Source organism: Lacibacter sp., assembly GCF_035299325.1.
Lineage (GTDB): Bacteria > Bacteroidota > Bacteroidia > Chitinophagales > Chitinophagaceae > Lacibacter.
In genome coordinates this window covers 132154-153031 of the sequence record NZ_DATGWT010000005.1, presented here as the reverse complement: position 1 = coordinate 153031, position 20878 = coordinate 132154, and the positions used below count along the sequence as shown (strand labels likewise).

Genomic DNA, 20878 nt, shown 5'->3' with positions numbered 1-20878 from the left:
AGTCACGGTCAGACTTGCAACGCAACGTCCGACTGTAACAGGCATGAGCGGCATTTTTATAACCCGATATACAACATAACCGTAACTGAATTTTGATGCGTTTGAATAGAAAATTATTACTGCTTATTCTGATTTGCTCCGGCGTTTACCTGCCTGCTATGGCACAGCAAACCGACACCACAAAACCTGTTTCAGTTGATCCTGAACTGGAAGCGATCATGAACTCAAAAGTGCCGAGAGAATATATCATTGCCGGCATTACTGTTAGTGGCTCCAAAACATTTGATTCAGCATTACTGGTTTCTGTTTCCGGTATTTCTGTTGGTGATAAAGTTTATTTGCCCGGTGGCGATTTGTTCAGCAAAGCGATTGCAGCCATCTGGCGTCAGCAATATTTTGATGATGCAACTATTTTCATTACAAGAGTTGACGGGAAAGATATTTACATCGAGATAAATGTAACAGAGCGTGCAAGGTTAGGTAACTTCTTTTTCAGAGGTATTAAAAAAGGTGAAGAGGATGAACTGAAAGAAAAAGTAGGACTTACGCCAAACAAAGTAATTACAGAAAATCTTCGCCGCACAAGTATTGAGCGGATTGAAAAGTTTTATTCAGATAAAGGGTTCAGGCAAATTGATGTCAAAATCTCTGAAGCAAAGAATGCGGTAAATCCAAACTTTATTGATCTTACGTTTAACGTAAACAAAGGCAGGAAAGTAAAGATCGAAGAGATATTTATTACAGGCAACGAAGTTGTAACCGATCTTAAAATCAAAAAGCAGCTGAAGGGAACAAAAGAGCGCATGCGTTTTACATTGTATCCTGAAAAAAATGCTTCCGTTTATGGCGGTAAAGATTCAGTTACATTCAAAGAGTTTATGAAAGACCGTGGATTTTTATCACTTTCCAAAGTGAGAGATTTTCTTGATCCATGGTTCCGCATTAAATTCTCTGCTGCTAAATTCAACCAGAATAAATACATCGAAGACAAAGAGAAGATACTTACGTACTACAATTCACTTGGTTATCGTGATGCCGTTATTGAAAAAGATACCACTTACTACAACAGCAAAGGAAACCTGATTGTAGATGTGAAAGTTGATGAAGGCAGGCAGTATTATTTCGGAAACATTACCTGGAGAGGAAATACAAAGTACAGCGATTCCGTACTCAACAATATTCTCGGCATACAGCGTGGCGACATTTATAATCTTGAAACACTGAATTCCAAATTAGGAAAGCAACTTTCAGCTGAAGGTGGCGATATCAGTGGTCTTTATATGGATGATGGTTATTTGTTCTTCCGTGTAGAACCAATTGAAACAAAAGTTTACAACGATACAATTGACTACGAGATCCGTTTATCTGAAGGTCCGCAGGCAACTATCCGTTCTATTAATATTTACGGTAACGATAAAACAAAAGAGTATGTAATCCGTCGTGAGTTGCGTACAATTCCGGGTGAAAAATTCAGCCGTAGTGATATGATCCGTTCAATTCGTGAATTATCTGCATTGAACTATTTCAATCCGGAGAAGATCAATCCAAACCCGGTTCCGAATCCTGATGATGGTACCGTAGATATCAACTACACACTTGAAGAAAAATCAAGTGATCAGTTGGAATTGAGTGCAGGTTGGGGTGGTTTAATTGGTTTAACGGGTACATTGGGCGTTACATTCAATAACTTTTCTACCAAAAATATTTTCAAGAAATCTGCATGGCAGCCGTTACCAAGTGGTGATGGACAGCGTTTATCTATTCGTGTTCAATCAAACGGTCCGTCTTTCAGTTCACAAAACTTTTCTTTCACGGAACCGTGGTTAGGTGGTAAGAAAAGAAATAACCTGACGTTGAGTTTGTTCCGCACGAAACTTGCGAATGCATTCGATCCGTTAACAGGCTTGCCGTTGCGTCGTAAATCAGAAGACGCACAGTTCCTGCGTACGTTTGGTGCAAGTGTATCGTTAGGTAAACAATTGAAATGGCCTGATGACTTTTTCAACCTGATTACATCAGTTAACTATACTCAGTATAAATTAAAAGATTACCCGATCTTCCCTGAACTCGATAGTGGTGTATCGAATAATATCAACCTTCGTTTTCAACTTATCCGCTCAAGCGTTGATCAGCCAACGTTCCCTCGTTCAGGTTCAACATTCTCCTTAACGGCAACATTTACGCCACCATGGAGTTTGTTCCGTGATGCAAGTAAGTATAGTGATCCGGCTGAGAAATACCGTTTGGTGGAGTATCACAAATGGCGTTTAAATTACGAGTGGTTCATCCCGATCGGAAAACCTGCAGGTGCTGAAAAGAACCGCCAGTTTGTATTGAAGGCCGCAGCGAAATTTGGTTTCCTTGGTCGTTATAACAAAGATCTGCCGATTTCACCATTTGAACGTTTCCAGGTGGGTGATGCCGGTTTACAAAATAACTTTGGTATCATTGGTTTCGACATCATTGCACACAGAGGTTACCCCGTGTACGATAATTCAAACCCTCGGATCAACAATGCCAACCAAACATCAGCCACACAGTTCTTTACTATCTTCAATAAGTATAGTATGGAATTACGCTACCCATTAAGCACCAACCCAAGCAGTACTATTTTTGGCTTAGCGTTCTTTGAAGCTGCCAACGGTTGGTATGATGTGAAGGATTACAATCCATTCAAACTGCGCCGCAGTGCCGGTTTAGGTATGCGTTTCTTCCTGCCAATGTTTGGTTTGCTCGGGTTCGATTACGGTGTTGGTTTGGATAGAACATTTCCCGGTGCAAGATTCAGAGATATTACCAAGTTCACATTCATGCTTGGCTTTGAACCGGAGTAAACAACTTTTTTGTTGCATCATCCATCATGTATAAAACAAGTTATATGAAAACATTCCTGATTGCAGCTTTCAGCTTAATGCTTACAGCATTTAGTGCTAACGCACAACGTTATGCGATTATCGATACCAAGTATATACTGGATAAAATTCCGGAGTATAAGGATGCCAATAAAAAACTGGAGGAAATGGCTGATGCATGGCAAAAAGAGATCGATCTGTTGCAGGCCGATCTGGATAAAATGTACCGCCAGCTTGAAACTGAGAAGGCAATGCTTACACCTGAACTTTTGAAAAAAAGGGAAGATGAGATTTTTAATAAAGAGAAGCAGGTGCGTGATTTGCAACGCCGTCGTTTTGGGTTTGAAGGCGACTACTTCCGCAAAAAACAGGAATTGGTGAAACCCATACAGGATAAGGTTTACAACGCCGTTCAGCGTCTTGCAACCGAAAGATTATACGATTTTATTTTGGACAAAAGTGAAGGAATTACCGTTATATTTGCCGACCCTAAACTGGACAAAAGCGATGATGTGCTGAAGATCCTGGGTGTTAAACTTTAATCAAAACCCGGCCTGCGCACAACTAAAAGGGATCGTAAGTACACTTTATTTAAAACAAACAACAAAAATGAAAAAGATTATTGTTCTGGTGGTTGCAGTAATTATGGGAACAGCTGCAACAGTGAATGCTCAAAAAATTGGTCACATCAACACAAACGATCTGTTGGTGGCTATGCCCGAAACAAAAAAGGCACAAGATAGATTAAAAGCCTCACAGGATTCACTCAACGTTGTATACGCACAGTTGATCAAGGAATACCAGGAAAAGGACAGCATTATCCGTGTTGATTCAGTTAAATGGAGCCCGGCAATCAAACAAATCCGTTTCAAAGAATTCCAGGATTTAGCTGATGCAGTACAACAATATTCAACTTCAGCACAACAGTTTTTGCAACAGAAAGAACAAGAGTTTTTTGCTCCTGTACAGAAAATTGCATTGGATGCAATTCAAGCGGTAGCTAAAACAAATGGTTATGCATATGTTGTTTCAAGAGATGCATTATTAGTGGTACCAACAACAGATGATCTGTTACCATTGGTAAAGAAGTATTTGAAAATACCTGAAACCCCGGCTAAATAATTAAGCTTTGTAATTACAATATTGATCCCGCTTTATGGCGGGATTTTTTTTGTGCTTACATTAGCAGCATGCAGAAAGGACCAATCGGCATATTTGATTCTGGCTATGGCGGGTTAACTGTTATGAAAGAAATTGTGCAGCAGTTACCACAGTATGACTATATCTATCTGGGTGATAATGCCCGTGCTCCTTATGGCACACGCAGCTTTGAAACAGTTTATCGTTACACCTTAGAATGTGTGGAATGGTTTTTTAAAAAAGGTTGCCCGTTAGTGATTCTTGCATGTAATACAGCTTCTGCAAAAGCATTGCGCACCATTCAGCAAAACGATCTGCAACAGCTCAACCCAAATAACAGAGTGTTGGGCGTAATTCGTCCCACTGCTGAAGTGATCGGGCAGTTCAGTAAAACAAAAAATGTGGGTGTACTTGCAACAGCAGGTACTGTACAATCTGAATCGTATGAAATTGAGATCACAAAATTTTATCCTGAAGCAAAAGTCTATCAACAGGCTTGCCCCATGTGGGTACCGTTGATCGAGAACAATGAACATACAAATGCAGGCGCCGACTATTTTGTAAAAGAATATGTGGATGAACTGATGCAACAATCAGCGGATATTGATACTGTGTTACTCGGTTGTACACATTATCCTTTGTTGAGTGAAAAGATCAAACAACAATTGCCGGAGAATGTGCAATTACTGTCGCAGGGAAAAATAATTGCAGAAAGCCTGGCTGATTATCTTCAGCGACATCCGGAAATGGAAGAACGTCTGACAAAAGGAGGAATGAAGCAGTTCTTTACAACAGATTCTGTAGCTGATTTTGACCGGCATGCCCGGTTATTTTATGGGTCGGAAGTACGATCAGCTCATGTTGAGCTTGCAGGCTGATTATCCCCTCCTGGGAGGGTGAATCGAACTGTTACACAGAAAACTGATTATCAGGGGTGGGTAGAAGAGTAGGATTCCTGAACGTACAAGGGCTTGCGACGCAACAGACGCAGAACAGGGCGCTGGTGCCGGTATCAGCAGAATTTTCTTGGCTCAAACACTGTGTTTTCGGGCAGTTTCCCCTACCTTTGCCGTCCTTTCACAAACAGCGGGAAGTGGTGTTCTCACTGCGTGATATGAAATTTCCGGTTTCTCCCCGGTATTTTTTAAAGAAGTAAAACAGCAAACAATGCCAGGAAAAAAACGCACATACCAGCCTTCGAAGCGTCGCAGAAAAACCACACACGGTTTTCGCAAGCGTATGCAAGATGCTAATGGCCGCAAAGTATTAAACAGCCGCCGTGCAAAGGGTCGTCATAAGCTCACTATTTCTGATGAGCGTGGCGCTAAGAAATAATATTCTTACGAACAGAAGATATTCTTAAGTCTCCCGTTGATCGGGAGACTTTTTATTTTACGCCTTGCCTGCAAACGGTGTTATTTTTACATTCTCATTTCAGAAAAGCTTTTTGGAAACAGTACAACGATATACACTTGGTAAAAATGAACGGATGAAAAGCCGAAAGCAGATCGAACTGCTTTTTAAAGAAGGCAAATCATTTTCTATTTCACCCTTACGGGTCTATTATACAGTTCAAGCTTTGCCCATTGCTCATTGCTCATTGCTGTTTGGTGTTGCCGTTGGCACACGAAATTTTAAAAAAGCTGTTGACCGAAATCGTATTAAACGATTGATACGTGAAGCATGGCGATTGCAAAAAAATGAACTGCAACAAAAGCTAAAACAGCAGAACAAACAGCTGCACGTGTTTTTTATTTTCACCGGTAAAGAAGTGCCCGACTATAAATTGATAGCAGAAAAGACGGGAGTAGCTTTACAAAAACTGGAACAACTCAGTGTGCAGCCAACCTAATAAAAAAGAAACATCAACATCATACAGCAGGATCAAAACGATCCTGAGTTTTCCGTTTATTTTATTGATTCGTTTTTATCAATATGTTATCAGTCCGGCTATTGGTCCCAAATGCAGGTATACACCAACATGCAGTCAGTACGGAATTGAAGCATTGAAAAAACACGGACCGATCAAAGGTTTGTGGTTAACCATTAAGCGAATAGGCAGATGTCATCCCTGGGGTGGAAGTGGTTACGATCCTGTTCCCTGATCAGAATAAATAAGCCATCACAGCTTCATCAACATACTGATCTTTACTTTTTAGATACGTGTATTTCTTCAACACACCTTCGTGGTGAAATCCTGCTTTGAGATAAAGTTGAATTGCTTTTTCATTTGCAGTAGAAACAGTTAATTCAATGCGAAGGAAGCCTTGCTGTTTTGCATATTCTTTAATTTCTTCCATCATCTGCAAGCCGTAACCTTTACCTGCTTCTTCCGGATCAATGGCCAAACCGCCAAGATATACGATATGTGTATTCCGGTAATGCTGCGGTACCAGTTTGAACATGCCGATGGATTCGCCGGCATCTTCAAAAATATACAGCACACCTTTGTTTTGTAATTCGTTGAACACACTGCGAAAATCTTCAGGATGCATAAACTCATACAACAGGAATGGATTTACATGCGGGTGCATGTACAAATAGTAAAGGAATCCAAAATCCTGGCTGGTTGCTTTGCGTATCATTTGTGCTGTTAGGGACTGTGAAATTAATTACTTTGCAAGAGTACAAAGCAAAAATCATGGCAAAAGAAAAGGTACGCTGCAGCTGGTGTTTAAAAGATGATCTGTATAAAGCATATCATGACGAGGAATGGGGAACGCCCTTGCACGACGATGATAAATTATTTGAATTGCTTTGCCTCGAAGGGGCACAGGCGGGTTTAAGCTGGTACACCATTCTCAACAAACGTGAAAACTACCGCAAAGCATTTGACGGGTTTGATGCAAAGAAGATGGCAAAATACGGCGACAAAAAAATTGCGGCATTGTTGCAGGATGCAGGCATTGTACGCAACCGTTTAAAAGTGAATGCCTTTGTACAGAATGCCAAAACATATCTCGCCATACAAAAAGAGTTTGGCAGTTTTGACAACTACATCTGGCAGTTTGTTGGTGGCAAACCAATTGTAAATAAAGTGAGAGGCATGGGCGATGTGCCGGCAAAGACCGCAATCTCAGATGCAATGAGCAAAGACTTACTGAAACGTGGATTTAAATTTGTCGGCTCAACAATTTGTTATGCCTTTATGCAGGCGAGCGGCATGGTGAATGATCATGCAGATGATTGCTGGAAGAAAAACCGCAGATGATGGGATGAAATGATGCGAATGATCTGATTGATAACAGAAAGGCTCGCCATGATTGGCGAGCCTTTCTGTTATTACAAAGTAAATTCTTACTTATTTACCGAAGCGTTCTGCTATTTTGCTCCAGTTTACTACATTCCAGAATGCGGCTAAATAATCTGCACGACGGTTCTGATACTTTAAGTAGTAAGCATGTTCCCAAACATCCACTCCAAGAATTGGTGTGCCTTTTACTTCAGCAACATCCATCAATGGATTATCCTGGTTAGGAGTAGAAGTAACTTCAAGCTTGCCGTCTTTTACGATCAACCATGCCCAGCCACTGCCGAAACGTGTCATACCGGCTGCTGCAAATTTTTCTTTGAATGCATCAAATGAACCAAAGGCTGCATTGATCGCATCAGCCAATGCACCTGTTGGAGTGCCGCCGGCGTTTGCTGCTAAAGATTCCCAGAAGAAAGTGTGGTTCCAATGACCACCACCGTTATTACGCACAGCAGGAGAAATACTTCCTGCAACGGCTACTAACTGCTCAATAGTTTTGCTTTCGTGCTCAGTACCGGCAATTGCTTTGTTGAGATTGTCAACATAAGCCTGGTGGTGTTTACCGTGATGTATCTGCATGGTGGTTGTGTCGATATGAGGCTCCAGTGCATCATGTGCATATGGAAGAGGTGCTAATGTAAATGCCATGTTCTGTAAGTTTTAAATTTTACGAAATTGTTTAACGGAGAACAAATGTACAAACAGATAATTTAAAATGCAGATCGATTAAACTTACAGCAATTAGCATACCGGCAGAAAAAAAGAAAGGAATGCACTATTGCATTCCCTGTCTCCATTGGGCTTTGGGTTTTTTATTGGGAACAGTACCAGTTAATTTGATCTTGTGCCTGGTAATAACTTAACCAGATATCACGAATGTTTATGGACATAAGGTTGCCACGGCTGCGGTTATAGATACTTCTCAAACCATAGTAACTGAAGTCGCCATAAAGCACCTCGCCAACGGTTGGACGGAACGACCAGTTTTCAGCTACAGTGTAACCGTTAGCTGTTTCAATAACGATGTAATCGCAATTGAAATCGGAAAATACAACCACACCCCGCTCTTTCCGCAACCATTGAGATTCATCAATAGGAGCAGGTTGTAAATCGGTCTTTCGGCAAGCTGAAAGAAAGACCAGGCTGAGTATAGCAAAACCAATGATCTTTTTCATGTGTAGATATTTATTACACAGATTAGATGTGTACAGCTGCACGAAGTTGTAAGTAACTGTAAGAAGATTTTGTTAAAGCAATTGACTGCTTTTAATTCAGCTTATTTCACCAGGCGATTCAGCTTTTTGCCTTTCTCAACAAAGGTTTCAACGATGCCTTTTGTTTCAAGATCGAGACGTATGGAGATGGTATACCAGGGAATGGAACCTTTAAATTCAGGCATTTGTTTGCGGATGATCTTCACCACATCATCGGTAAGTTCGGTGAAGGTTTTTCCTTTGCTGCCTTTCAGACTTTGAAGTATAGCGGCTTTAACCGGTTCATAAATAGCAACATCAAACTTCCGTTCTGTTCCTGTTACCGGATGTGTAACAATAATCTTTTTTGAAGTTGCTTTTGCCATATACTATCGTTTATCCTTGAAAAAATCTTTCATAAGCCTGGCACAGTCTTCTTTCAGAACACCTTTCAGAATTTCGGCTTTCTGATGAAAAGGCCACTCATCTTTGGTAATTCGTTTATGTCCATTCTTTTCATCGTCAGCACCCCAAACGATACGGGTTACTTTGCTCCAGTACAATGCACCTGCACACATCAAACAGGGTTCAACCGTTACATACAATGTGGCATCGGGCAAATATTTTGCACCGATTTGGCTGAAGGCAGAAGTTAATGCAATCATCTCAGCATGAGCAGTTGGATCATTGAGTCGCTCTGTCATATTATGCCCACGGGCAATAATCTTATTGTTTACCACCACCACGGCACCAATGGGAATTTCACCTTCTTCAAACGCCAGCTCTGCTTCCTTTAATGCCTGTTTCATGAAATGTTCGTCCGTCATTCAACGAAGGTACTTATTCAATCACTTAAGAGAAAGAGCAGAAAAGAAGAATAAAGCTTTGTTACATTTGTACAACTACATGTTACTAACCGATTGCCTCAAAAGTTTAAATACGAAAGCCATTCATGAATCCATATCAAACGTTATACGATAGCCAGGTTGCTTATTATAAATCGGGTGCCACAAGAACACTTGCTTTTCGTAAAGAGCAATTAAAGAAACTGGAATCATTGCTTCGTAACAACGAACAATTGATTGAAGAGGCTTTGTATAAAGACCTGCGTAAGCATAAGCAGGAAGTGTACATGACTGAACTTGGTCCGACGTATGAAGAAATAAGGGTACAGTTAAGGGGCGTTCGACAATGGATGCAACCACAAACAGTAGAAACGCCATTATACCTGTTGCCTTCAGTTACCAAACTTTATCCCGAGCCTGTAGGCAATGTGATCGTTATCTCTCCCTGGAATTACCCGGTATTGTTAACCTATCGTGCAGTTGCAGGTGCAATAGCGGCTGGCAATACAGTGATCATTAAACATTCTGAATTGAGTCATCATACATCTACGTTGATGGAACAACTCATCAATGAACATTTCCCTGCTGAGTATATACATGTAGTAAGTGGCGATGGTGTAACCGTAGTGCCGCAATTACTGGAGCATTTTCACTTCGGGCACGTGTTCTTTACAGGTGGTACAGAAATCGGGAAGAAGATCATGGGTATGGCTGCAAAACAATTATCACCGGTATCATTAGAGTTGGGAGGGAAGAGCCCGTGCATTGTCGATGGAAGTGCAGATCTTAAAATGGCTGCCAAAAGAATTGTGTGGGGCAAATTGCTCAACTGCGGACAATCATGCGTTGCGCCTGATTATCTTGTGGTGCATGAAAGTGTTAAAGACAAACTTATTCAAACAATTATCAAAATAATTGAAGAGTGCTACGGAACAGACAGAGAAGCAAATGATAATTACGGATGCATTATCAATAACCGTAGGTTTCAATCGATCGTAAAGTATTTGCAGGATGGAAACGTCCTTTATGGTGGCGATGTGAATGAAGAAAGCAGGCATATTGGCCCAACGATCATTGACAAAGTAAAACCTGATGCAGCTGTTATGCGTGAAGAGATCTTTGGCCCGGTATTGCCTGTATTTACTTACAAAGAGAAAGAAGAAGTGTTGAAACTGGTTGATCTGAATCCCAATCCATTGGCGGTTTATATCTTCAGCACATCAACAGCAACACAGGATTTTTTTATTGAGAAGATGAGTTTTGGTGCAGGTTGTATTAATGAAACTATTTACCAGCTTGGAAGCAGCAGTATTCCGTTTGGTGGTATCGGTACAAGTGGACATGGTGGGCATTTAGGTAAATTTTCGTTCGATACATTTACACACTACAAGGGTATCGTAAAAAAAGTGAATTGGTTCGAACCTTTTTTCCGATATCCCCCATTCAGTAAAGCAAAGCTTCGCCTTTGGCGTTTGGCTTTGGGAAGAAAATAAAGCTGATGCGTAAACATAAACGATTTGCCGTTGTTTTAGTGATGATTGCTCTTGTGGCAATCAGTTATTTATTTTATGTAAATCGAAACAGTGCAGACATGACAACAAGACAAAAACTATTGAAAGCGGTTTATCCGGCGTGGATCGCCTTTACGAAGCTGATCGGCAAGAACAATGATGTATTGGCGAATAAACATCAGAAACCTTCTGTGGCATTTCATTCATTGAAAGCAGTATTGAACAATGGATCAACGTATGATTTTTCACAACTAAAAGGAATGAAGGTGTTGCTGGTCAATACCGCAAGCGATTGTGGTTATACCGGTCAGTACGATGATCTGCAGAAGCTGCATGAAAAATTTCAAAATGAACTTGTAATACTTGGCTTTCCGGCTAATGATTTTAAAGAACAGGAGAAAGGAAGCGATGAAGATATTGCAGCGTTTTGCAAAATAAACTTTGGCGTCACTTTTCCTTTGATGAAAAAAAGCAGTGTTGTTAAGAACAGTAACCAGAATGAAATATTTCAATGGCTGACCGATTCAACAAAGAATGGATGGAACAGCAAGGTACCCACCTGGAATTTTTCGAAATACCTCGTAAATGAAGAAGGTGTACTTACCCACTACTTTGATCCTTCTGTTTCACCAATGAGCGAGCAGGTATTGAAGGAAGTAGAAAAATAGAAACATGACAGACCCGCAAACCAATCTTCGTCTTGAAATTGCCAATAGTATCACCCATGGTATCGGGATCATTTTTGGCATTGCGGCATTGCCGGTATTAAGTGCATTGGCGGCCACAAAAGATCATGCAAACGCTGTAATTGGTGCGGCTGTTTATGGGTTTTGTTTTTTATTATTATTCAGCTTCTCTACGCTTTACCATGCATTTCAGCATCCGAAAGTAAAAAGGGTGTTGCATGTATTTGATCATATCAGTATTTATTTTCTTATAGCCGGAACGTACACACCTTTCCTGTTAAACTATATGATGAACACAACCGGCATTGTAATGTTGAGTGTGTTATGGGGCCTTACATTGATCGGCATCTTTTTTAAAATATTTTTTACCGGCCGGCTTAATTATGTATCAACAGTTATTTACCTGGGTATGGGCTGGATACTGCTGTTCAGCGGCAGACAATTTTTTGATGCCATCCCTCTTGATGTAATGATCATGATCATTATTGGCGGCGTGCTGTACAGCATTGGTGTAATTTTTTATCTGTGGGAAAAATTCCTTTATCATCATCTCATTTGGCACCTCTTTGTATTGGCAGCAGCAATTTGTCATTACGTGGCTGTATTATTAATGGTTTAATCATGGCACAATTACCTACACATAATTCTTCACTTCCATTTATTAAAGAGAACTGGAATGGTAACCTGCTGAATAAAAAACAGCAGTACATCAATCTCGATGGGCCTTCTGAACGCTCTTTTGCTGAGTTGCTGAAGTGGCAAACAGAAAGGAATCCGTTTAAACCTTTGAAACGAAATCAGCAAACGAACATCGACATTTCAATGAATAAACATATCACGGGCAACAGGGAAGATGGCATTGTTTGGCTGGGGCATGCAAGCTTTCTGTTTACATTGGGAGGAAAGCATTTTATTGTTGACCCGGTGTTGTACAATGTAGGCCCTTTGAAACGATTTACTCCGCTGCCTTGCGATGTAGCAGCATTGAAACAGATCGATTTTATTTTGCTGTCACACAATCATCGTGATCATGCAGATAAAAGAAGTATGATTGAACTGTGTACATTAAATCCATCCGCTGTTATTCTAACGGGATTAAATATTGCCCCTCTGTTGCGAAGTTGGAGAATAAAGAACCCCATCATTGAAGCAGGCTGGTATCAGCAGTATCAATTGGAAACAGATGTACAGGTAAGTTATTTGCCTGCCAAACATTGGAACCGTCGTGGTCTGCATGATATGAACGATATGCTTTGGGGTAGTTTTATGTTACAGTCACCAACACAAACAATTTACTTTGGTGCAGACAGCGGTTTGGGAATTCATTACCCGGAAATAGCTCAGCTCTTCCCAAATATTGATGTAGCGATTCTGGGTATTGGTGCCTACAAACCTGAATGGTTTATGAATACGGCGCATACAAGCCCTGCAGATGCATTGGTAGCGTTTGAACAACTGAATGCAAAGCAACTCATCCCCATGCACCATGGAACATTCGATTTAAGTGATGAGCCGGTCTTTTATCCCAAACAGGACTTGATGCTTTTGCAGGAGCAACACAATATCACTGCTGTACAGCATCTTTCTATCGGAAACAAAATGCAGTTTTAGTATCTTACTGCAAATCATTCATCATGTTCAGCAAAACGGATATTGAGCAATACTTCTCGGCAGAGAAACAAGGCAGTCTCTTTTTTCTTTCTGTTGGCATAGTTGCTGTTATTGCAGCACTCATTTTATTCTTTGTTTTGAAAACTCCTTTTTACAAAGGCGCTGCTATTCCTATGATCATTGTAGGATTGATCGCCGGCGGCATTGGATTTACAATTTATAATCGTAGTGATGATGACAGGATCAGAAATGTGTATGCTTATGATCTGAATCCTGATGAGCTGAAACAAAAAGAATATCCACGCATGCAGAAAGTAATGAAAAGCTTCAAAGCAATTATTATTGCTGAACTGGTATTTTTAGTTGCAGCAATTTTTATTTTCTTTTATTTCAGAACGAATACTGAACAACAATTTTGGAGTGGAGTTGGTGCCGGACTTTTTATTATGGCTGTTGCTGCGTTGTTTCTTGATGTTGCAGCGCAACGAAGAGCGGCTGTTTATACAAAAGGGCTGGAAACGTTTGTAAACAAATGATTTCTTAATGCGCCGATACTGCTTTCAACCCAACTATAGAAGCAATTAGTGTGGTAATAAAAAACAGTCGCCAGAAATCAGCAGGTTCTTTAAAGAAAATAATTCCCATGATGACTGTCCCAACAGCACCGATACCCGTCCACACGGCATAAGCTGTACCGATAGGTAATGTTTGCGTGGCTTTGTACAATAAGAGCATGCTAATACTGAGACAAACGAAGAAGCCGATCATCCAGTAAACAGATGTATTGCCGCTTGTTGTTCTTGCTTTACCCAAACAGGTAGCAAAGCCCACTTCAAATAAACCTGCAATGATGAGGATGATCCAGTTCATAGAAAAAATATCAAGATTGAAACAAAGATATTTTTCCTTACGGATTTCCGTCTGTTTATATCTCGTGTTAAGCGAAACTTGAAAATTTAAAACAGCAGCGATGTAAGCATTCCATATTTCGGAACGAGTATCTGGTGATCGCTTACCCTGTTTAGCGTTTTGTTATCGGCACAAAAAGCAACACCCGTACCTGCATTCTTCACCATACAGATATCATTCTTACTGTTGCCCATGGCGAGAATATGTTGTTTGTCGATACCGTAACGATCAGCAATTTCAATTACAGCATTTGATTTGCAGAAGTCATGGTTGCAAACGCTTTTCTTATTTTTTAAAAAGAAAGAGGGGATCTTTACTTCGCCTGTAGCAACGCTTCTGTTAAACTCAAGGTCACTTGCCAGCGAAAAATGCATACCCAGCTTGTTAGCGATGTGAGTGGTCACCACACTAAAACTTTCGCTGATGATACCGCATACATAACCATTCTCTTTTAATGATTCAATGGTTTCTTTTGCATCTTCAATCAACGGTATTTCATCAGCGGTCTTTAAAATATCGGCAACACTCATTCCTTTCAGCAACTTAGCTACATGTTTAATACGGATATAGGTTGGATGAGAAGACAGGATGATCTCATTCAACTCATCTGCAAACTTATACTTCACGGCCATGCTGCGGATAAAGCTGCTATGGAGGATGGTTTTATCCATATCAAAAATGGCCATCCTGTGAAAACCTTTCACTGATTCTTTAACTGCAAACTCAAGTTGAGGTTCTTTTGCATGAAAATATTCTCCGGTAAACAGATCGATCGTAGTGTCAATTACTTGCCCGGAGCGTTTCAAAATGGCAGCGGTTACTTCTTTGCTCATTTTCCCTAACTGGAAAATGCTCTGCATGCGGTTTTCAATATAACCGAGACTTACTTCTGTAATTCGTGCACCTTTCTGATGCATATCAATGAGGATACCAATATCAACTCCATAATCATCTTCAATGGTAACTTTTTGCAGCAATTCTTTTTTACCGGCGATCATACCGCTGAGTGGTTGCTGGTAATGACTGAGCGATGGAAATAAAAAAGACAGGAGTGGTTTCGCTACCAATTCGGTAACACGCCCTGCCTGTCTGTCGAAATATGATTTTACAAAATCTGCTTCGTTATCAATGATCGGTTTTGCAAGACGGTCGATCACATCATCAGGATAAGTGGTGATGTCTGCATCAACAAATGCAATGATGTCGTTTTCTGCCAGCAATATTCCTTCACGCATCGAAGTACCTTTGCCACGCACCATGCTGGTAAAAATTTTTACCCCTTCCAGTTCGGCTTCTTCCCTCGTACGGTCGGTCGATTTATCATCGATCACAATGATTTCACTTACGCATGCAGATCTTTTTACGATCTGGATCACTTTACGGATCGTTGCTTCTTCATTATAGGCTGGTATAATTACTGAAACCATAAGCACTCGTTTTTTTGTGAATCAATGTAATGGCACAAAACGAATGCAAGCATCTTGCCAATAAAGGCCGGCAGCGATTAATAAATTGAGAATGAGGATAAAATTAGTTTGGGGGTTGTGCCTGTAAAAGCCAACTGAGTCTAGTTGATCGGGCACTTCTCGTGGTAATTGATCAATTCAATTTTTGAAGAAGCAAATTCAAATCCACTGAACTTCACAACGATCTCATCGAGTACCGCATCAATTTCTTCAACGGTATTAAGCGTAACTAGTTTGCCACGGTATTCTTTAATGTTTGGAAGACCTTTCAGGTAGTTGGCGTAATGACGGCGCATTTCAAAAATGCCCACCTTCGGTCCTTTCCACTCAAAAGATTTATGCAAGTGTTTGCGACAAACTTCTACCCGTTGCTCTATTGTTGGTGGAGGAAGATGTTCACCTGTTTTTACAAAATGTTTAATCTCGTTAAAGATCCACGGATAACCAATGGCTGCACGACCGATCATTACACCATCAACACCATAACGGTTTTTGTATTCCACTGCTTTTTCAGCACTGTCGATATCGCCATTGCCAAAAATCGGGATATGAATACGTGGATTGTTTTTCACTTTAGCGATCAATGTCCAGTCAGCTTCACCTTTATACATCTGGCTACGTGTACGTCCGTGAATGCTCAATGCTTTGATACCCACATCCTGCAAACGTTCAGCCACTTCTTCAATGTTCTTGGTATTGTCATCCCAGCCCAATCTTGTTTTTACAGTAACGGGCAATGAAGTGGAGTTAACAACGGAGGCGGTTAACCGCACCATCAGGTCAACATCTTTCAACACACCTGCACCTGCACCTTTCATCGCTACTTTTTTCACCGGGCAACCAAAGTTGATGTCGACTAAATCAGGATTTACGGTTTCGCAAATGCGGGCACTCATGCCGAGTGCTTCTTCATCACCACCAAAGATCTGGATACCGAAAGGGCGTTCTTCTTCTTCAAAATCGAGTTTCTGGCGGCTTTTGATCGCATCACGTATCAAGCCTTCACTACTAATGAACTCACTGAACATCATATCTGCACCATTATCCTTGCAAACTGCACGGAATGGGGGATCGCTCACATCCTCCATGGGTGCAAGGAGGAGCGGGAATTCAGGAAGCGATATGTTACCTATCTTTACCACGTTCAAAAAGAGCTGCAAATTTAATCAGTTTTCACCAGTAGTTATGTACGAAAATCAGTATCAGCGCAAATTAGAGCCGCCGGTTGAGTTTTTGATCCTCATCGGCATTTGGGTAGGATGTTTTGTGATAGGCAGTGTGGCAGCCATCCCCATCTGGATCGGGATGACAGGAAAATCCCTTTTCGACATGCAAAAGGAGATGTTTAACCCGGCAAATGTTGATGCGGTGAAGATGATGCAGGTAGTATCAACCATCATCATCTTTTTTGTGCCGGCTTTTATCACGGCAAGAATTGCATCAAAACAACCATTTGAACGCCTGGGTTTCCATAAAGAATTGCATTTGAACAGGGCTGTTGTAGGCATACTGATCATGTTATGTGCGTTGCCCTTTGTTGGTTTTTTAGCTGAAATAAATAAAGCCATTCCTATAACAGCTTCGGCAAAAAAGATGTTTGATGGCTTTGAATCTCAGTATGCCGATCAAGTAAAGCTGATGGCCACTTTTAAAACTCCCTTTGATTATGTAATTGCATTATTTATTATAGCATTAATGCCAGCGATAGTCGAAGAAGTGTTTTTTCGGGGAGGGTTGCAGACTGTACTAATGAAATGGAAAAATAATTCAGCACTTTACACAGTATGTTTTTTCGTCTTGATAGGCTTTGCTTACTATATTTCTGTAGAGCAAAAAGGGTTAAGCTGGATTTTCTACATAATCTTACTAATCTCTTTAATTATATGTTTAGTTGTTTCTAAGATCCAAAATTTCATAAACAAGTGGACTAACTATCCTGTAGCCGCAATAATTCTTACAGGATTTATTTTCAGCGCCATTCACTTTTCATGGTATGGGTTTATTCCACGTGTTGTATTGGGAATGGTACTTGGTTATATTTTCTATTACACAGGCAACCTTTGGTACAGCATTATTGCGCACTTCTTTAATAATGCATTGATGGTAACTATTCTTTACTGGCAATACACAAAGGACAAAAAAATTGATATGGAAGTGGGTGACAGTGCTCCCTGGTGGGCCGGCTTGATCAGTGCGGCGGTGTTAGTGGGGCTGTTTATTCTGCTGAAAAAATTGATGGCAACGAAAGTATACCCCGATAGTATTGCTGATGTACAAAACAACTCATCGCAAAACCAATATCTTAAATAACAAACTCTTTCATGGCTTTTAACTGGCAAACATTCCGCACACGTGCACTCACAGCAATTTTATTTGTGGTGGTGATGCTTGTTGGTTTGTTGTGGAATAAATGGAGTTTCCTTTTTCTCTTCAGCATTATACATTTTGGTTGCTGGTTCGAATATCAGAAACTGGTTGGCTTGATCGATAAAGGATATCAAACGATCAATCCGTTTCATAAATACGGTGTTATGATTGGCGGTTATGGGCTGATGTTATTCTTTACCGCTGATTGGTATATCAGTGGAAATGTGTCGCTGCATTCTATTGGATGGATGTTGATGCTTGCAGGTTTTATAATGGTACCCATAAGTGAATTGCTGTTCTCCAAACAGTTCAACTTTAAATACATTGCCCATTCCGTTTTTGGGTTGATTTATATTTCACTAAGCTGGGCCTTGCTTATGCATTTACGCAGCGGTGCTATGTGGATGCCACACAATGGAGAAGATACCTTTACCAATATTTCTACGTTATTGGCAAGGATCAGCGGTTATGCTGTACCGCTGATCATTATTGGTTCTATCTGGATCAACGATACAATGGCTTATATTGTTGGTTCACTCATTGGTAAAACGCCACTCAGCAGCATCTCTCCCAAAAAAACATGGGAAGGAACTATTGGAGGTATTATTTTAGCAGTTGTGGTGATGTGGGTATTGGGTTATTTGAGCCAATCATCTGCCGCATGGTTATGGGCTGTTATTGCAGCAGTTGCTGCGGTTGCCGGTACATTCGGTGATTTACTTGAAAGTAAACTGAAACGATTGGCCAATGTAAAAGACAGTGGTAGTTTTATGCCGGGCCATGGTGGTTTCCTTGATCGTTTCGATTCTTTATTACTGGCAACACCGTTTGTGTGGTTGCTGTTAAAACTGATAAACTGATGATGCGTTGTTGTGTGTTGTTGTTTCTGTTCTCTCTGATGCTTTCCTGTAAAAACAAAAAACAGGATAGCAACACAACCGCTGTTGTGCAGGAAGAAAAAGTTGTATCGGAAGTGGAAGAAGTAACAGCTGCAGTAAGTGCATTGTTACCATTACCCAGTTCTTATCAATTAAAACGTGCAAAGAAATGGCATGATGTATCGGGTGAAAACTGGCTGGTGTTATATGAAACAGGAGCTTATATTGAAAAAGGACAAACCAATGCTTCCGCAAAACTCTCCGCCGTATTATTTCAAAAAACTGATAGTGGATTTGTGACGAAGTGGAAGATGATGGATCAGATCAATAATTGTGAGTTAGATATTGTTTGCTCTTTTTATGATGATCATTTAACCATTACTGATCTCGACAGCAATGGTCTTGCTGAAATAACAATGCTGTATGCACTAAGTTGCAAAGGCGATGTAAGTCCAAATGAAAAGAAACTCATCATGTATGAAGGCACACAGAAATATGCTATTCGTGGTGAAGAACTGATGCTCCTGCAAAAAGATACCATTGGCGGAAGCTGGAAAGCCGATACTGCATTCAGCAAAGCACCCAAGGCTTTTCTTTCATACGCTGTTGAGCGTTGGGAGAAGTTTGGTAAACAGGAATATCAATAGGCCGAATCTTTGTACTTTCGCTGTTCAAATTTGTTACATGACTATTCACAGAGAAGGATTTAAGAGTATTTCAATTGCAGCCGTATTGTTTGTGATCATTAACCTGCTGGCATTTAATTTTATCAGCTCTACGTTGCCGGTACTTTCCTGGCTCATTTTTGCAGTAACCTTATTCTTCTTTCTTTTTATCGTTTCTTTCTTTCGTATTCCAAGACGTGTTACACCCAAAAATGAACATGCTATTTACAGTCCTTGTGATGGTAAAGTGGTAGTAATTGAAGAAATAACCGATGTTGAATATTTCAAAGACAAACGAATTCAGTTGAGTGTGTTCATGAGCCCGGCGAATGTGCATGTGAATGTGAATCCTATTGCAGGCGAAGTGAATTACTCGCAATACCATAAAGGCAAATACCTTGTTGCCTGGAATCCGAAATCATCTACTGAAAACGAACGCCATAGTGTGGTGTTGAGTAATGATCGTATTGTGATCCTTGTAAAACAAATTGCAGGTGCTGTTGCAAAACGCATCGTCAATTATTTGCAACCCGGACAAAAAGTAGAACAAGGCGGTGAACTCGGTTTCATAAAATTCGGTTCACGTGTTGATCTGTTGTTACCCCCAGGCACAAAGATCAATGTAAAGCTCAATGAAAAAGTGCAGGCGGGGGTTACGGTGCTGGCGGAATATTGATCAATAGACAATTTGCAATAGCCAATCGGCAAGCAAAAAGCCTGACTACTTGAGTCAGGCTTTTTGTTTATTGTCTGTTGCAAATTGACAATTAGAAAATATCTTCCAGTTCTTTCAAATGATGAATTACATACGTCGGTTGAATTCCTTTCAAATCGCTCTTAATATGATTCACAAAAATTGCATGCATACCGGCGTTCAATGCTCCTTTAATATCTGCATCTAAATTATCACCGATCATAATGCTGTGTGTTAACTCAGCACCGGTAATGCGAAGTGCGTATTCAAAAATTTCTTTGTTTGGTTTTACACTGTTGCTTCTTTCGCTGGTGATCACTTCTTCAAAATAGTGCCCGAGTTTGCTGTTATCCAGTTTGCGCCATTGTGTTTTTTCAAAACCATTGGTGATCAGGTGAAGCTTGTATTCTTTCTCTTTTAAATGACGTAGAATTTCATGCGTGTATGGAAACAGGTTTTGCTTGGTAGGTAATACTTCCAGGAAATGGCCACTCATTTTACGGGCCAGTTCTTCGCTGCCGTTTTTAAATTCAAGCAATGTGCGCCACATCCGTTTCCATTTAAGATCATCGGCTGAAATGTAACCATGATGATAGCGGTCCCATAGAATAGCGTTGTGATGCAGGTAGTGTTTACAGAACAAGTCAAAATCATTGATGCCAGCTGCCTGCAAATCAAGTTCTTTATACACATCGGCCAAGGTTTCCATGGCATTGGCATCAAAATCCCAAAGGGTATGGTCGAGATCGAAAAACAAGTGACGATATTTCATTTCAGATTTCAGAATTACGATTTTAGATTTGTAAGA

The 20878-nt window shown here is 40.5% G+C and carries 26 protein-coding genes; 17 read left to right on the top strand and 9 right to left on the bottom strand.

The features are described 5' to 3' along the window. The first annotated feature begins 158 nt into the window (after positions 1-158). From VK159_RS05115 to yidD, 7 genes are all read left to right on the top strand, one after another. Entirely contained in the window at positions 159-2834 is a 2676-nt protein-coding gene (locus VK159_RS05115; protein ID WP_324229062.1) for a BamA/OMP85 family outer membrane protein, read from the top strand. Positions 2835-2878: 44 nt separating this feature from the next. After that, positions 2879-3394, top strand: a complete 516-nt coding sequence (locus tag VK159_RS05110; protein WP_324229061.1) for an OmpH family outer membrane protein — start codon at positions 2879-2881, stop codon at positions 3392-3394. Between the two features lie 67 nt (positions 3395-3461). Then, complete coding sequence (locus VK159_RS05105; RefSeq protein WP_324229060.1) at positions 3462-3974, top strand: OmpH family outer membrane protein; 513 nt, start codon at positions 3462-3464, stop codon at positions 3972-3974. A gap of 68 nt (positions 3975-4042) precedes the next feature. Next, positions 4043-4870, top strand: coding sequence for a glutamate racemase (gene murI, locus VK159_RS05100; RefSeq protein ID WP_324229059.1), 828 nt, complete (start codon positions 4043-4045; stop codon positions 4868-4870). A 289-nt stretch (positions 4871-5159) separates the two neighbouring features. Next, entirely contained in the window at positions 5160-5327 is a 168-nt protein-coding gene (gene rpmH / locus VK159_RS05095) for a 50S ribosomal protein L34 (RefSeq protein ID WP_182803479.1), read from the top strand. Positions 5328-5391: 64 nt separating this feature from the next. Next, the gene (rnpA, locus tag VK159_RS05090; RefSeq protein ID WP_324229058.1) at positions 5392-5844 is read left to right on the top strand and encodes a ribonuclease P protein component; all 453 of its coding nucleotides are present in this window, start codon (positions 5392-5394) and stop codon (positions 5842-5844) included. After that, positions 5828-6097, top strand: coding sequence for a membrane protein insertion efficiency factor YidD (yidD, locus tag VK159_RS05085; protein WP_414672817.1), 270 nt, complete (start codon positions 5828-5830; stop codon positions 6095-6097). Before rnpA ends, yidD begins: the two co-directional genes overlap by 17 nt. On the opposite strand, the gene VK159_RS05080 is transcribed toward yidD, so the two are convergent. Beyond that, positions 6098-6577, bottom strand: coding sequence for a GNAT family protein (locus VK159_RS05080; RefSeq protein ID WP_324229057.1), 480 nt, complete (start codon positions 6575-6577; stop codon positions 6098-6100). It lies immediately after the preceding gene. Between the two features lie 56 nt (positions 6578-6633). Here VK159_RS05080 and VK159_RS05075 point away from each other — a divergent pair, with 56 nt between their 5' ends. After that, positions 6634-7203, top strand: coding sequence for a DNA-3-methyladenine glycosylase I (locus VK159_RS05075; RefSeq protein ID WP_324229056.1), 570 nt, complete (start codon positions 6634-6636; stop codon positions 7201-7203). Positions 7204-7293: 90 nt separating this feature from the next. Here the strand turns inward: VK159_RS05075 and VK159_RS05070 are convergent, their stop codons facing one another. From VK159_RS05070 to VK159_RS05055, 4 genes are all read right to left on the bottom strand, one after another. Then, positions 7294-7893 (bottom strand): superoxide dismutase, encoded by a 600-nt coding sequence (locus VK159_RS05070; RefSeq protein ID WP_324229055.1) that lies wholly within the window; start codon positions 7891-7893, stop codon positions 7294-7296. A 164-nt stretch (positions 7894-8057) separates the two neighbouring features. Next, on the bottom strand, positions 8058-8420 hold the full coding sequence (locus VK159_RS05065; RefSeq protein ID WP_324229054.1) for a hypothetical protein: 363 nt from the start codon (positions 8418-8420) through the stop codon (positions 8058-8060). 101 nt (positions 8421-8521) lie between these two features. Then, the gene (locus VK159_RS05060; RefSeq protein WP_324229053.1) at positions 8522-8824 is read right to left on the bottom strand and encodes a DUF6958 family protein; all 303 of its coding nucleotides are present in this window, start codon (positions 8822-8824) and stop codon (positions 8522-8524) included. 3 nt (positions 8825-8827) lie between these two features. Next, positions 8828-9265 carry a nucleoside deaminase gene (locus tag VK159_RS05055; RefSeq protein WP_324229052.1) on the bottom strand — a complete coding sequence of 146 codons (438 nt, stop codon included), beginning with the start codon at positions 9263-9265 and terminating at the stop codon, positions 8828-8830. Positions 9266-9390: 125 nt separating this feature from the next. On the opposite strand from VK159_RS05055, the gene VK159_RS05050 reads away from it, so the two are divergent. From VK159_RS05050 to VK159_RS05030, 5 genes are read left to right on the top strand one after another with little or no spacing between them, the layout of a single operon-like run. Next, a complete protein-coding gene (locus VK159_RS05050; protein ID WP_324229051.1) occupies positions 9391-10776 on the top strand; it encodes an aldehyde dehydrogenase family protein in 1386 nt (461 codons plus the stop codon). A 5-nt stretch (positions 10777-10781) separates the two neighbouring features. Then, positions 10782-11462 (top strand): glutathione peroxidase, encoded by a 681-nt coding sequence (locus tag VK159_RS05045; RefSeq protein ID WP_324229050.1) that lies wholly within the window; start codon positions 10782-10784, stop codon positions 11460-11462. 4 nt (positions 11463-11466) lie between these two features. Then, positions 11467-12099 carry a PAQR family membrane homeostasis protein TrhA gene (gene trhA, locus VK159_RS05040; protein WP_324229049.1) on the top strand — a complete coding sequence of 211 codons (633 nt, stop codon included), beginning with the start codon at positions 11467-11469 and terminating at the stop codon, positions 12097-12099. 2 nt (positions 12100-12101) lie between these two features. Then, on the top strand, positions 12102-13091 hold the full coding sequence (locus tag VK159_RS05035) for an MBL fold metallo-hydrolase (RefSeq protein ID WP_324229048.1): 990 nt from the start codon (positions 12102-12104) through the stop codon (positions 13089-13091). Positions 13092-13114: 23 nt separating this feature from the next. Then, positions 13115-13627, top strand: a complete 513-nt coding sequence (locus VK159_RS05030) for a hypothetical protein (RefSeq protein ID WP_324229047.1) — start codon at positions 13115-13117, stop codon at positions 13625-13627. Positions 13628-13631: 4 nt separating this feature from the next. Here VK159_RS05030 and VK159_RS05025 read toward each other — a convergent pair whose 3' ends face one another. From VK159_RS05025 to dusB, 3 genes are all read right to left on the bottom strand, one after another. Next, the gene (locus VK159_RS05025; protein ID WP_324229046.1) at positions 13632-13961 is read right to left on the bottom strand and encodes a multidrug efflux SMR transporter; all 330 of its coding nucleotides are present in this window, start codon (positions 13959-13961) and stop codon (positions 13632-13634) included. A gap of 86 nt (positions 13962-14047) precedes the next feature. Next, on the bottom strand, positions 14048-15427 hold the full coding sequence (locus VK159_RS05020; RefSeq protein WP_324229045.1) for an HAD-IB family phosphatase: 1380 nt from the start codon (positions 15425-15427) through the stop codon (positions 14048-14050). A 140-nt stretch (positions 15428-15567) separates the two neighbouring features. Further along, positions 15568-16608: a tRNA dihydrouridine synthase DusB gene (gene dusB / locus VK159_RS05015; RefSeq protein WP_324229093.1), complete on the bottom strand. Its 1041-nt coding sequence runs from the start codon at positions 16606-16608 to the stop codon at positions 15568-15570. A 43-nt stretch (positions 16609-16651) separates the two neighbouring features. Here dusB and VK159_RS05010 point away from each other — a divergent pair, with 43 nt between their 5' ends. From VK159_RS05010 to VK159_RS04995, 4 genes are read left to right on the top strand one after another with little or no spacing between them, the layout of a single operon-like run. Beyond that, entirely contained in the window at positions 16652-17776 is a 1125-nt protein-coding gene (locus tag VK159_RS05010; RefSeq protein ID WP_324229044.1) for a CPBP family intramembrane glutamic endopeptidase, read from the top strand. 11 nt (positions 17777-17787) lie between these two features. Beyond that, the gene (locus tag VK159_RS05005; RefSeq protein ID WP_324229043.1) at positions 17788-18693 is read left to right on the top strand and encodes a phosphatidate cytidylyltransferase; all 906 of its coding nucleotides are present in this window, start codon (positions 17788-17790) and stop codon (positions 18691-18693) included. Further along, positions 18693-19358 carry a M949_RS01915 family surface polysaccharide biosynthesis protein gene (locus tag VK159_RS05000; protein WP_324229042.1) on the top strand — a complete coding sequence of 222 codons (666 nt, stop codon included), beginning with the start codon at positions 18693-18695 and terminating at the stop codon, positions 19356-19358. Before VK159_RS05005 ends, VK159_RS05000 begins: the two co-directional genes overlap by 1 nt. A 37-nt stretch (positions 19359-19395) precedes the next feature. After that, the gene (locus tag VK159_RS04995; RefSeq protein ID WP_324229041.1) at positions 19396-20052 is read left to right on the top strand and encodes a phosphatidylserine decarboxylase family protein; all 657 of its coding nucleotides are present in this window, start codon (positions 19396-19398) and stop codon (positions 20050-20052) included. Positions 20053-20143: 91 nt separating this feature from the next. On the opposite strand, the gene VK159_RS04990 is transcribed toward VK159_RS04995, so the two are convergent. Beyond that, on the bottom strand, positions 20144-20842 hold the full coding sequence (locus VK159_RS04990) for a YjjG family noncanonical pyrimidine nucleotidase (RefSeq protein WP_324229040.1): 699 nt from the start codon (positions 20840-20842) through the stop codon (positions 20144-20146). Positions 20843-20878: the final 36 nt, after the last annotated feature.